At 57.2% G+C, this 12,830-nt stretch carries 8 protein-coding genes; 3 read left to right on the top strand and 5 right to left on the bottom strand.

The window, feature by feature from the left end:
* Nucleotides 1-28: 28 nt before the first annotated feature.
* The gene (locus ABJK56_RS03035; RefSeq protein WP_347243189.1) at nucleotides 29-1,060 is read right to left on the bottom strand and encodes a DUF1559 domain-containing protein; all 1,032 of its coding nucleotides are present in this window, start codon (nucleotides 1,058-1,060) and stop codon (nucleotides 29-31) included.
* A 379-nt stretch (nucleotides 1,061-1,439) separates the two neighbouring features.
* Between ABJK56_RS03035 and ABJK56_RS03030 the strand changes: the two genes are divergently transcribed.
* Entirely contained in the window at nucleotides 1,440-3,509 is a 2,070-nt protein-coding gene (locus ABJK56_RS03030) for an ATP-binding protein (RefSeq protein ID WP_347243188.1), read from the top strand.
* A 13-nt stretch (nucleotides 3,510-3,522) separates the two neighbouring features.
* Here the strand turns inward: ABJK56_RS03030 and ABJK56_RS03025 are convergent, their stop codons facing one another.
* The 3 genes from ABJK56_RS03025 to ABJK56_RS03015 all read right to left on the bottom strand — a co-directional run bounded on the left by ABJK56_RS03025 (nucleotide 3,523) and on the right by ABJK56_RS03015 (nucleotide 6,202).
* Nucleotides 3,523-4,779: a UxaA family hydrolase gene (locus ABJK56_RS03025; protein WP_347243187.1), complete on the bottom strand. Its 1,257-nt coding sequence runs from the start codon at nucleotides 4,777-4,779 to the stop codon at nucleotides 3,523-3,525.
* A 67-nt stretch (nucleotides 4,780-4,846) separates the two neighbouring features.
* Nucleotides 4,847-5,428, bottom strand: coding sequence for a UxaA family hydrolase (locus tag ABJK56_RS03020; protein WP_347243186.1), 582 nt, complete (start codon nucleotides 5,426-5,428; stop codon nucleotides 4,847-4,849).
* A gap of 369 nt (nucleotides 5,429-5,797) precedes the next feature.
* Entirely contained in the window at nucleotides 5,798-6,202 is a 405-nt protein-coding gene (locus ABJK56_RS03015) for a metallopeptidase family protein (RefSeq protein ID WP_347243185.1), read from the bottom strand.
* Nucleotides 6,203-6,377: 175 nt separating this feature from the next.
* On the opposite strand from ABJK56_RS03015, the gene ABJK56_RS03010 reads away from it, so the two are divergent.
* Both ABJK56_RS03010 and ABJK56_RS03005 read left to right on the top strand, forming a co-directional pair.
* A complete protein-coding gene (locus ABJK56_RS03010; protein WP_347243184.1) occupies nucleotides 6,378-7,496 on the top strand; it encodes an SAM-dependent methyltransferase in 1,119 nt (372 codons plus the stop codon).
* 373 nt (nucleotides 7,497-7,869) lie between these two features.
* Nucleotides 7,870-10,338: a hypothetical protein gene (locus ABJK56_RS03005; RefSeq protein ID WP_347243183.1), complete on the top strand. Its 2,469-nt coding sequence runs from the start codon at nucleotides 7,870-7,872 to the stop codon at nucleotides 10,336-10,338.
* A gap of 289 nt (nucleotides 10,339-10,627) precedes the next feature.
* Here the strand turns inward: ABJK56_RS03005 and ABJK56_RS03000 are convergent, their stop codons facing one another.
* The gene (locus ABJK56_RS03000) at nucleotides 10,628-12,373 is read right to left on the bottom strand and encodes a hypothetical protein (protein ID WP_347243182.1); all 1,746 of its coding nucleotides are present in this window, start codon (nucleotides 12,371-12,373) and stop codon (nucleotides 10,628-10,630) included.
* Between the last annotated feature and the right edge of the window lie 457 nt (nucleotides 12,374-12,830).

Raw genomic sequence — 12,830 nt, 5'->3', positions numbered from 1 at the left:
CCACCGTTTGCATCCAACGATCCGGATTTCAGAATGCCTGAACGCTTTCCTGACCTGCTCGCGTTCCGAGATAGCGCCACGTGAGCAGGTCAATGGTGTTGCTGAAAAACCGAACCGAGCCATCCGCCATGCCCACGTTAACACCGCCGGGATGCCGGCTGCGGGCTCCAGCGTAAGCCAGTGCGGCACTCGGGGTCCACCAGGCGTTGCCCCCGATGCTCACGCACGGTTCGTTGTAAATGGTATCACCTTGGTTTTGCGGACAGGGGCCGATGATTCGGTCGGGTGCAGTGGAATTGGGGGTGATGGCGTTGCTGTACAGGGCTCCGCCCATGTTGCCGTAAATGATGCTCCCGATAGGCCCACCCCACCAGGTGACGGTGGGCATGATCCCTTCGGAAATCATGGTGGTGTTGGAGGTTCCGTCAATAATTTCGGCCATTCGTACGCCCCGGGTTTCCACGCCCGCCCCCGTGTCGAAACTCTGGTTGTGACGGACGGAGAACACGCCCGGCTTCCAGGGGCCACTGGTGCCGTCCTGCACGTCCTCGCCGTACATGTCCCCGGAGCCCACGCATCCCCGGTAATTGCCACGGTAAAAACCGTAGGAACTGGTATTAAGCTCATTTCCCCACGGGCCGCCATCGCTCGGGCAGTTGAAAACGGGAATGCGAGTGTGGCGGGCAGAACGAAGCCGAGTGTCATCCCCGATCGGACCGTTCGGCCCAGGATAACTGGTCACATAGCCCCGTTGCGGTAGTGTCCAGTAATTTTCGTAGACGGCCTGCTGCTCGATGTACGGGAGAACCAATTCCGTCCACGTGTAAGTGTCCCAGATGTCGTACTTTCGGGCATAGGGGAATTCATTGAACTTGTCATGAAAATTGTGGCAGCCCAACACGAGTTGCTTGATGTTGTTGACGCACTGCGAACGTCGCGCTGCCTCTCTGGCAGCCTGGACCGCCGGTAAGAGCAATGCAATAAGAATCCCGATGATGGCGATCACCACGAGCAGCTCCACCAGCGTGAATCCACGTCTTTTCAGAGGATGAACGTCCATAGGAGAACCCTCCTCTCGAAGAAAACCTTAGTCACTGAAAACGATGACGCACGCCAGCCTCCCCCAATGTGATTTTACTCCCTTGACGTATCGGTAGCAAGCCACTTTTGCGCAAATCGATTGTCATTTTGCACAAACGCACTGGCTGAGGATTTTCAGGAACGAGACCCTACGACCGTGTTCGTTGTTCGCGGCGCAGCCTATATCACCGATACATTCGGCAAAAAACGTGTGAAAATTGTCCTTTACGGGGGCAGAAAACCGCCGGCCGACGTCCTGATGGTCTAGAAAAACCTATGTTTTTCGCGGGAAACCCACGCACCGTTTTTGCGTGGGCAGGGTATGTCCAGTGCAATCCTGAGGGGAGAGACGGGCGCCTTTGACTGCGATACCTCCGAACAACCGGTATTTCCAGCAAGGGGAACCACCAAATGTGATGCCGAGTCTCGCGCGGCATCACATGCAGCGCACCGTGTGGTTGGTGGCGCTGGTGTGGTCGAGTATCATTCTCGCCGCCCTATGGGGGACGTTTCTGGCCGATCCGCACATCCGATTACCCGGGGTGGTCCTCGGGTTGGGGCTTCTTTGGGTGGCGGGAATGTCTGCGATTATCCTCGGCGGTTACCGACTTCTGCGGATTTACACCCGTTCGGAAACTGACACCGGCGAGGAGTTCGTTTACCGTCTCATTACAAAACAAACGAAAGCTGCCATCGCTCTCGTGGCTCCCAACGGCCGATTCTCTCTCGTCAATGAGAGCTTTTGCCAAATCCTTGGCCGATCGGAAAAAGAAATCGTGGGCCAAAAACTGCTTCGTTTTGTTCATCCAGAGGATCATCAGCTTGTCCGGGAACAGCTTCGGTTACGACGTCAGAGACTCTCTTCCACTTACCAGCTCCGAATCGTGCGAAAAGACGGAGAGACGCGGTGGGTTCTCGCGGCTGTGGCACCGGTCTACAACCAAAGCGGGCGGTACTGCGGGGGACTGGGGTTAGTCACCGACATCACAGAACAAAAACAGGCCGAATTTGCCCTCCGCGATCACACCGCGAAGCTCGAACAGTTGGTGCGGGAACTGGAAGAAGCCAAGGAGGAAGCCCAGGCCGCTCTTCGGGCTAAAGACCAATTTCTGGCCAGTGTGACGCACGAACTGCGAACGCCCCTGACAGCCATTCTCGGGTATGCCGAGACGCTTCTGATCGAAGGCGATCTCAACCGCGCTCCGTCCACCCGCATTGCCGCCATTCAAACAATCCTGCGCAATGGCCAGTATCTTCTTCAGATCGTGAATGATTTACTGGCGATTGCCAAGTCCGAAGCGGGACGTTTGGAAATCAACGCCCAGGATTGTTCCCTGGTAGAACTTGTCGAGGATATCATCCGATTGATGGAGATCCGCGCGCGGACCAAGGGACTGCCACTCCGCCTGGACATTCGCGGCCGTGTGCCGCGTCGCATTCGTATCGATCCTGTCCGCGTGCGACAGATTCTCATCAATCTTCTCAGCAATGCGATTAAATTCACGGAGTCGGGATCGGTTCGTCTCGTTGTTCACGTGCCGCGCACCGAGGATGGTCAGTGCTCTCTCGTGTTTGAGGTCATTGACACCGGCATCGGCATTCCGCCCGAGGTATGCGAAAAAATTTTCGAGCCTTTCCACCGTGGGGACGCCAGCACCAATGCCCGTTTTCCTGGCACCGGCTTGGGGCTGGCCTTGAGCCGCAGTCTGGCACGACGTCTCGGTGGCGACATCACGGTCGTCAGCGAGGTGGGCCTGGGAAGCAATTTCCGCGTCACCATTCCCCTTGGCACTGCCGACCAGTTTGAGTGGGTGGATCCGGCTGAGTTACGTGGGGAGGCAAAAACTAAGGAAACCGCTTCCCCAGAAACTACCAAAGGTGTATCCCGGGGATGTCGTATCCGGGCACGAGTGCTCCTGGCAGAGGATGCGATTGAGACCAGGCGTCTCTTTCAACATATTTTGCAGTCGGCCGGGGTCGAGGTATACACCGCAGAGACTGGCCGCGATGCGGTTCACATAGCCCTTCAGAACCATGTGGAAGGAAGGCCGTTCGACTGCATTCTTCTGGATATCAATCTTCCCGATATGGAGGGTTACCAGGTCGTCCGGCTGTTGCGGGAATCCGGTTACGTGGCACCCATTATTGCGTTAACAGCGGGTACCGAGCCTGGTGAAAGGGAGCGCTGCTTTACGGCAGGATGCGATGATTTCGCCACCAAACCGCTCGATCGGTGCACGCTCCTCAAACTGGTTGCCAAGTATGCTCGGCAGGTCTCGGGAATTCCATGCGAATACGGGATAACAACTGGGAGCACGTGTTTTCTCGCCGCCGACGTTGGCGATCGCCCTCTCGCCGCCGAGGTTGCGCGGCAGAAGGAATCGGTCGAGTCAGATGATGCCAGCACCAACCGAGCTCAAGAGTCCTGATCTTGGAAAAGGTTCAGCGTGAAACAGGAAGGCACGCCGGACCTAGTGGTTCAAAGTATTTGTAGGTCAGAATGTACTCCCGGTGCCCCAGTTTTTCAGAAGCGGTTTGTTGACCTCCGGCCACTTCGAGCACGAGCTTGAATATCTTGTCCGCAACTTCTTCAACAGTGGCCTTGCCCGAGAGTATGTCACCCGCGTTGACGTCCATATCATTTTTCATGCGGAGATAAGTTTCGGGATTGGCGCAGACCTTAATAACGGGCGAAATCACCGATCCGACCACAGATCCCCGCCCTGTCGTGAACAGGATCAGATGACATCCGCAGGCGATAAGCTCGATGATTTCAGCGTTGTCGGCGATGTTGGGAAAGCCAAAACGAACCTCGCCGTCGGGCACCACGTCCAGAAGGTACAGGCCGGGTTGTGGGGGAATGTCGCCTGGTTTGAGGATTCCCGCGATTGGACGGTGGCCGCTCTTCAAATAAGCACCGAGCGATTTCTCTTCGATGGTCGTTAAGCCGCCCTCGGTGTTTCCCGGAGCAAAACTGGCATGGCCGAGCGTTGCATAATAACGAGCGGCTTTTTCCACGGTTGCCCGCAGAAGCTCCGCGAGCTCCGGTCGGGCAGCCCGTTGGGCCACCAGGGACTCGCACCCGAGAAGTTCGCCAGTTTCCTCGAAGATCGCCGTCGCTCCAGCGTCCACCAGTCGATCGAAGACCAGCCCACACGCGGGATTGGCCGTCAAAGAACTGGTGGCGTCGGAACCTCCGCAGATCGTCCCCACCACCAGGTCTTGGATGGACATGGCACAGCGGGGGACATCGGCGAGTTGCCGGAGGGTGTTTTTCACCCATTGTCGTCCCCGTTTGATGCTTCTTGTGGTACCCCCGTTTTCCTGGATGACAATGGTTTCCACCGGCCGACCTGATTGGGCGATAGCCTCGGCCAGACCATCCCGATCGAAGCTTTCACACCCCAGGGAAACAAGCAGGGCACCGCCGACGTTGGGATGCGTCGTCAGTTGGCGGAGGATCCGCTCGGCATACGCGCTGGGGTAACAACCAGGAAATCCCAGCACTTCCACATCCTGTCGTCGAAAGGGAGCGGCGATCTCTTCCGCCACATGCCGGGCGCATTCGACCAAGTACACGACGAGCAGTCGATTGCGAATGCCCTTACGACCATCCGGCCGGGCATATCCCTGCCAGGTATGTTGCTCGGGTTGCCCTTGCACAGGCGACTGTTGTTTATCGACGCGGCTAGGCGCCATAGTTTTTCTCCTCTTATCCAAACGCTAATCGCGTTTGTCACGGTCAGCCCACGGTTCCGACAGTCAATCAACCTGATCCGTCGCCGGGACGTTCGGGGGTCCCATCCGACTCGCTCGCGCCTTCAGGGATTGCTTCTCCCGAAGCAGTGAGGCTCTCACCCGCAGGCGGCGCACAGACGCTTTCTCCGGCGTTGCCAACGGCATTGCTTTCTTCCATCGTCGTTTGTGGCTGCTCGCTCGTTTCCTCAGTCAACGCCAGATCGGCGGTCGGTTCCAGGCCTTCGGTTACTTCTGAAGACAATTCGGTCAAATCTTCCCCGGCAGGCACAGGGACGGCCGTCTCCACCTGCTCCGGCGCAGCCCTGGCTGGAGCACGCTCCGGTGTCGGCAGGTAGTCGCTGGCCAAGTTGTGCGTGTGGACCCACTCCCCCGGCTCGATGTTGCGGGTGGCATGGCCAATAGGATGTCCGAGCTTGATGATCTTTTCACCTTCCGCGATGGGACGTGTGGCGACTTTGCCGGCCATGGGAACATTTGAAATGACCTGCAATTTGATGCGGTCCAACCGCAGAGTTGTCCCCGCCTTGATCGCCGCAGTGGCAATCACCACGTTATCCTGGGGATGCAGCCGGAGGAGTTTCGGTTTCATCGGGACGTCCTCACTTTCCCACGAGCAAGCGCGGCCAACCGGCTTCCCGATTTTGGGCAGTTTTTTCCAGAGACAAATATCCACCGCGTTTCGTGGCGGCTGGGAGCAAGCACAGTGCCCCAATCCGCCAGGGACTTTTCGGAATGCGTCTCTGATTCGGTAAAAGCGATGGGGAACCCAGTGCCTCGGCACCGCCTTCATGCGGCCTCTGGTGCTTTGCCGCAAGCAGCATTACGGAATGTCCGTCGGCAAACAGACACTAGCGCGCTATTGTAGCCGTTTCGCTAATGATGAGCTACAGTCAGGATCGAGACAGGGAAGCTTGGCCGGAACGCACCAGCCGTGTGGCCAGACCGCTTCGCGCACCGGTCAACCGTAGCCCAATCGTTCCAGCTCCTCCTCGGTCATACCGAAATAATGACCGTACTCATGAAGGATTGTTTTGCGAATCTGTTCCTTCAGTTTTTCCGGATCGATTGTCCCATCGGGGGTCACGGCCGACCATAACAGTCCTTCGCGATAGATCGTCACACGGTCAGGCAAACGTGGAGGCCCGCCCAGCCAATGGCTTTCTTTCTCATGGAGAGGAACGCCGGTGAAAAGCCCCCACAAATCGCGGGGATCGGAGATGTTCAGCTCTTCCATGACCTTTCTGGAAGGATGGTCTTCGACGTACAGTGCGACCTCTTTCATGGCATTGCGGACCATGTCGGGGAGGGTCTCGATGACCTCTTCCAGCAGAGCATCAAACCAATCCCGAGTGCCTCTGTCCATGGGTGATGTTCGGAAATGGTGGCGAATGTTAATCATCTGAGCTACACAAGGGCGGTACACAGCTACGGCGGACCCTCGTACGCCTTTCGGAAGGGGGACCCCTGCGTCTTCGAACAAAGCCTGGAAAGGGAAGCCCGGTCCTCCCCCTGGGCCGTAATCCCCGTATGCTTAAAGTATGACCGCTTTGCCGCCTTTTATTTTTGCGACGTGTCAATCGGGGGTCGAGAACGTTCTCAAGAGGGAAGTTGCCCGACAGTACCCGTTTTTGCGACCGGCGTTCAGCCGTCGCGGTTTTGTCACGTTTAAATTCGCGGACGAGACCCACCCTCTGGAGGGATTCCGCTTCGAGGCCGTTTTTGCTCGGGCATGGGGCTTCACGCTGGGGCAGATCGACGTGAGGGATCAGGCAGAGGCTGCCCGACAACTTTGGGCCCTGATTGCGGAAATCCCCGTGCGCATGATCCACGTTTGGCCGCGGGATTCGGCACCGCCCGGCCGAAGCGATCCTGACACCCCCTGGTCGAGTGAAGTCGAGAAGATCCGCTCCCTCATCCAGGCCGCCGCTCCCGAGTCCGTGAATCTCGTCCCGCCGGAGACTTCTCCAAGCAGAAGACTTCGCGGGCAATGGGCGCTCGATTGTGTGATTGTGGAGCCCAACGAATGGTGGGTGGGAATTCACCGCCTAGAAGGTCCGGAAACTTTCTATCCCGGCGGTAGATTTCCTCTCTCTTTACCAGAACACGCTGTTTCGCGGGCTTACCTCAAAATGGAGGAAGCCCTGAGGTGGTCACAGTTTCCGATTCCCCCCAATGCCCGATGGGCGGAGCTTGGCAGCGCGCCGGGTGGGGCGAGTCAAGCTCTTTTGGATCGAGGCTACGAGGTGCTGGGCGTAGACCCGGCTGAAATGCATCCCGCTGTGCTTTCGCATCCCAAATTCACCCACCTGCGACGTCGGACAACCCAGGCCCCGCGGCGCGCGTTCAGGAAGATTCGCTGGCTCGCTGCTGACATTAACGCAGCTCCCAATTACACACTCGATGCTGTGGAAAGTCTTGTCACCTACCCTCAGATCAATGTCCGGGGCATGATTCTCACGCTCAAGTTGCCCGAGTGGAGCCTGGCAGACAAAATCCCCGAATATCTCGAACGCATTCGCGGTTGGGGGTATAACGTGGTTCGGGCACGACATCTGTGGTATAACAAGCAGGAGATCTGCGTGGCGGCCCTGATGCGGCCATTCAAACGCAAGCCCGTTGTCCTACGTCAAAGGGCCAGGCGTAAGCCGGCTTCCTAGCGGCAAGCAAAATGGGTGGGAAGCAGGAAGAGCGGATCGGCAGCGAGGTCGCAGCGACCTCTCCCTGAAGCCAGAGCGATCTGCCCCTCATTCGCCCCCGAGAGCAGTTGTTCCAGTAATCTTGGGTGAACCTTCCTGACACGTTTTTGGGCGCAGTCAGCCATTGGGACGCCCAGAATAACGCCTTTTATGAAAATTGCTTAAATTGGGCTTTCCAATGTTTGGATTAGCATGTTTTGCTTCGGCATTTCCTTCCGATAAAGGAATAGTCGCCCTCTTGTGGTTTCGGGGAGATTCTTTTTTCAGCCGTCATTGCTGCCCCGGATTCCCTGGAGGTCCCATCGAGCCTTCCAGCATTCCGAAGGAGTCCTAGATGACACTCAAATGCCATTACCTGGTGAAGTGGTGCACCGTTTTGGGGATTGGGGTCTGCGGAATGGGTGGCTTCGGGTTGGTCTCTGGCGGAGCGAGCGATTCTAACGTTTTCGGGTGGGACAGCCGAGCCACGGCCATCAGACTCGCTTCATCGGCCAAGGTAGTGTACGTAGACGCCCCGGATGAAATGGAAGGTCCAGAGCTGGACCTGGGAAGTGGATCGGGCTCGGCCGGGGCACTTCCCAAAGCAGAGGCCGACGAAACCCCTAACAGTTCAAACCCGGCTCGTGAAGAAGCCAGGTCCAGTCCATCGGAGGGATCTCCCACTCAAAATGTGGCTCCGCCCTCCGCAGCAGAAAACCCAGGCGCTTCCCCTGAATTGAAAGCTCCCGGCAAACAGGAGACGCCGGAATCGCCTTCCGCTCAAAACGGCCAACAGCGCGAACTATCTTCCCAGAAGACCAGCGTTCCCAAGATCGACCCCTCGACGGTTGGCCATCCCCTGGCGCCGGGCATTGTCAAACTGCTGGTGCCGGAAATGGTCGGCCAGATGCGCTCGACCGGTGTGGACAGCCGATTCCAGCAGTTTCTCAGTTACGCGGCATCGCGACTGGCGGCCACACGGGGGGTGTACACCGGTAACGAGATCAACGGTCTGGCCCGTCTGAGCTGGTTCGACCACCTCCTTCGCGAACCGCTTCGCGTACCGCAGGAAGCTGAGGAGTTTACGCGGTACCTCCATGCTGGGGCGCTTTCCGACAGGGCAGCGGGACTCCGCTTCCTGCTGCGAACGGCACGAGCCCGAATGGATGTGCCTTCTTCTACGATCGAGTTCACCGACCAAACAGGCAACCCGGTCGAATTCCTCAAACAAACGCTCGTCCAGGCCTACAACCTTTACGCGCAAGCGGTGAAGCCGCTCCCGCAGGCGGAATTTAGCGAACTCGCCCGACGGATCAATTACGTGATGACCACGAATACCTATGTCGGACACACCGTCAATGACCGCGGGAGTGCAAGACGGCTTGTGCAGCTTTTGGAAAAAATGGATCGGGCTGCGCAATGGGACATGGCCGAGGTACTGGCCGGCCTCGTTGACCGTTCCTTCCTGGAAAGCCTGCGTCAATCGCTCAGCACCTCAGTAAATGAGGGAACGCAGGCAGCGGTGCCTGGCGTCAGCGGAACCATCCTCCAGAAAATCGAGACCTCTGTGGGAACTATTGTCGTGGGCGGATCGGGCGTCAACGAGTACCGCTTGGAAGAGATGAAAGATGTGGTGGCGATTGTGGATCTGGGCGGGGATGACGTGTACTGGGAAGGGACGGTGTCCGTTGACCGCCCGCTGCTGGCCATCATCGATTATTCAGGAAACGACCGATATCAGGGCAAACTGCCGGGAATCCAGGGGAGTGCAATCCTCGGCGGTTCTCTGCTGATCGACATGGCGGGCAATGACATCTACTGGGCGCAGGATGTGGCGCAGGGAAGTACTCTCGGTGGTGTGGGGATCCTGGTGGACTGGGCCGGCAACGACCAATATCTTGGGCTTCGCCGCGTCCAGGGGCAGGCGATCGGCGGCGTGGGATTGCTCATCGATCGCGAAGGTCAGGACGATTATCACGCGGCGATGTGGGCCCAGGGATTCGGAGGTCCACTGGGCTTCGGCCTGATCGACGATCTTACCGGAGACGACAACTATTATGTCGGTGGTCGATGGTACGACTCCTATCCCGAGACCCCAGGTTACGAAGGCTGGGGCCAGGGCGTCGGTTCGGGGATTCGCGGAGCCGCCAACGGCGGTATCGGGGTTCTCCTCGAGGGGGCCGGGGATGACACCTACGAATTCGACTATTTCGGCCAAGGCGGCGGTTACTGGCTTGCCATCGGCTTTGCACGGGACTTTGCCGGTAATGACCGCCGCCTGGGGGCCACTTTGAAGCCTTACGATGGCTCCGCCCGAACGCAGCAACGATTCCAACGATTTGGCAATGGTTGGGGCTGCCACATGGGTGTCGGTGCGCTCATCGACGATGGAGGCGACGATGAGTACCACGGCTCCATAATGGGAACCGGCTTTGGTTGGGACCTCTCGGTGGGTTATCTCCTGGAACTCGGCGGCGACGATCACTATCTCGCCAGGGTGGGAGGAGTTCAGGGGCAGGGCGCCCAGGCCAGCCTGGGAGTTCTCTATGACTTTGCAGGAGCTGACGAGTACAGCGGCACCAGCCAGGGATACTCGTCGAGCGCCATTACCTACCACCCGTATCCCACTTGCGGCGGCAATTTCAGCTTTGTGGTGGACTACGGTGGGTTGGATCGTTATGGGAGCGGCGCGAAAAACAATGCTATCACCCGGCGGGGGTCAGGAGGGTTCATCGTCGATCGCCCCAAAGAAGAAGAACTGCAAGCCGCTCAGAACGAAGCCCCCGATTCCCAGGGCGCTCTCAGCGCGGGCGCTTCGCGATAGGCATCCCTACCAGCCGCGTTTTGCCCTGCGCGGCGTTTGGACCCCGTTCTTTCGGCCCGACGCAGTCCTGCTCAAAAAGTGCAGGCAACCGTGGCCAGCGTCAGAAAAAAGATTGATGAAAAATAAACAGGGACGGCCAACCGGTCGTCCCTGTTTTTGTTCTGACAGCTTCTCACCGACCGACAAGCCGCGGTTGCGTCACTCTTGATACAACAGCGGCGAATCGTAGCCGCACCGAGGGATGGCGATCACTCCCCCGCCGTTATGCTGGCAAAAGTGCGTGTCGACCTCACTCATTGGCCGATGGAACCGGAAGTGGCAGAGCACCCTCGGCGGCCTTGCGCTGGAGGGTCATGGCCATGTTGATGAGGAGCTTCACCACGCCCTCGTCAATACCGAATTGGATGGTAGCCTTCTCCGCCTCGATGCTGGTAGTCAGAGTGACACGGTCCTTTTCGCTCACAAGCGGCAACAATTGCTGTACCTGCTCGCGGGTCTCCTGTTCTTCTGCCACCACGCTGATGAACTTCAGAAGAGGATTCAGGGCGATATACATGTCAAGCAGTTTCGACACGCTGGATTCGCTATCCATCTGATCGATGGCCTTTTTGAGCAGATCAACCGCTTTGGGAGCGAAAGCCATCGCAAAGGCATGATCGGAAGAAGCGAGGACAAAGGCGACGTCTTCTCTCAACATCTGGCGCATGGCCTCGGGAATATCCTTCATGTCACTCACTGACAGGTCGAGAACGTGGAAGCGGAAGCCTTTGTATTCGGTTGCATTGACGTGGAAGTGCTCTTTCACGTCTGGGTCGTTTTTCGCAGCTTCCTTGAGCAAATTAAGGAATGCGTCCTCCACCTTGGTGGCATTTTCCAACATCATCCCGAAGAGCATGCTCAGTTGCTGATCACTCAATTGAGCCGAGAAAGCCAGATCGAGCGTGCCCTTATCGATTGTGGCTCCCACAGCATCCAGTAGCGCATCGACAAGGTCTGTTGCCAGTCGCTTTTCCTTTTTACCCAAAGTTTTTTCTTCGTCTAATGCTTTGGTGAAGAGCTTTTTATAATTCGGAATGGTCATCGTTTTAAATTGCTCAATATCTCGCGGGCTAGGACGTGCCGTCTCCCGCAGCATAAACGTGGAATCTGGAAGCACGAAGCCGCTCAGGCGAGTCTTCAGGTCCCGATTCTGACGAATGCTCCGGGCATACTCGGTTCCCGGTCGAGGAACAACCGTGAACACCAGCGACACGGCGGCCCTGGGACTATTCACCGTCAATCCCACGGTCACAGTATCGATTTCATCCAGCATCACCTGCACTTGCTGGAAAGACTGCTGCATCATTTTCCGCTGCTCGGTGACGTCCTGGCCGGTTTCTTTGGCCTGCTGCTGGAGGGCCATATCCATCCCCTGCTGGATCATTGAAAGCCCAAGCTGTTTGAACATGGGGGGAATATTGGCCATGTACACCACAATACCAAGATCGTGGTCGCTGGAAAGCTCCGTGAGGGCGGGCGGGGGATTATCGCCGATCTGCGAAAACACCTGCTTATCCAGAGCAATGACGGCCCATTTGTTCTTGTGTGAGACGAACACCGTCTGGCCGTTGGGAAGATCTGCCGACCAAATATCGCCATCCTGTTTCAGTTCAACCTCTTTGCTTTTCAGCCACTCCCGGGTCTTGTCAAAATCCGTGACGGGAACGTAGCCGGTCACCAGGAATTGAAAGCCGTCGGTCTGGACGACGACACCACACGGACGCGTGGCATCCACGCCGGGGACGCCCGCCTCGCCAGTTTGAGCCGCCAGAACGTTTTTCAGATTGTCTGCCAGGCCCTCCACGCCCGCCACTTTGCCCAGATACTCAACATCCTCAAACAGCCGGTCAATTCCAGAAAAGCTGACCACCACAACCGGCTTGACCTCCAGACTAGGTGAGACCGGCTGTTGCTGAGCCACAAGCTGGCCTGGCAACGACAACAGTAGGCCGCATGTTGCAGCCAGAAAAGTTCTGAACAGATTCCACGACCTCATGACGCAACTCCTTTCTTTCCCTTTTAAACCAGAGGGTACAACAAACCCTGTTTGTCAGACTTATTCTCTCCACAGGCTATACACGTTGCTTCCCTGACACGTTACGTCAAGACGAGATGGACGGCACTTCTTTCTTCGCCCCGAAAATCAATGCGCTCCCGCATCGCACTTGTCATCGGTTTGTCTGCGTTCGCTCGCAAAAGCATAGATTAGTATAAGGAAGTTCCTTCCGAAAAGCGACAGCACCAGAGTTTTTATAGTCCGCAGTATTTTTACCAGATGAACTTGGGCCCTGCCTCGGCTTGGGGGTAGTCGGCCGATTGGGCACCTCCGATAAGAAACGAAAAATCGGCTCTTAGGGAAGCGGGTACGGCGTTCGTTGCCGGCTCATGCGAAAATCTTATGAACAAGTTGACAATCTGACCGATTTGCGCAAACTATGTTTGATAGGTGAAAC

This window comes from Thermogutta sp., from assembly GCF_039793925.1.
In the GTDB taxonomy this organism is placed as follows: Bacteria; Planctomycetota; Planctomycetia; order Pirellulales; family Thermoguttaceae; genus Thermogutta.
Note: the sequence above shows the minus strand (reverse complement) of the source record. Positions and strands in the feature narration are given on the sequence as shown.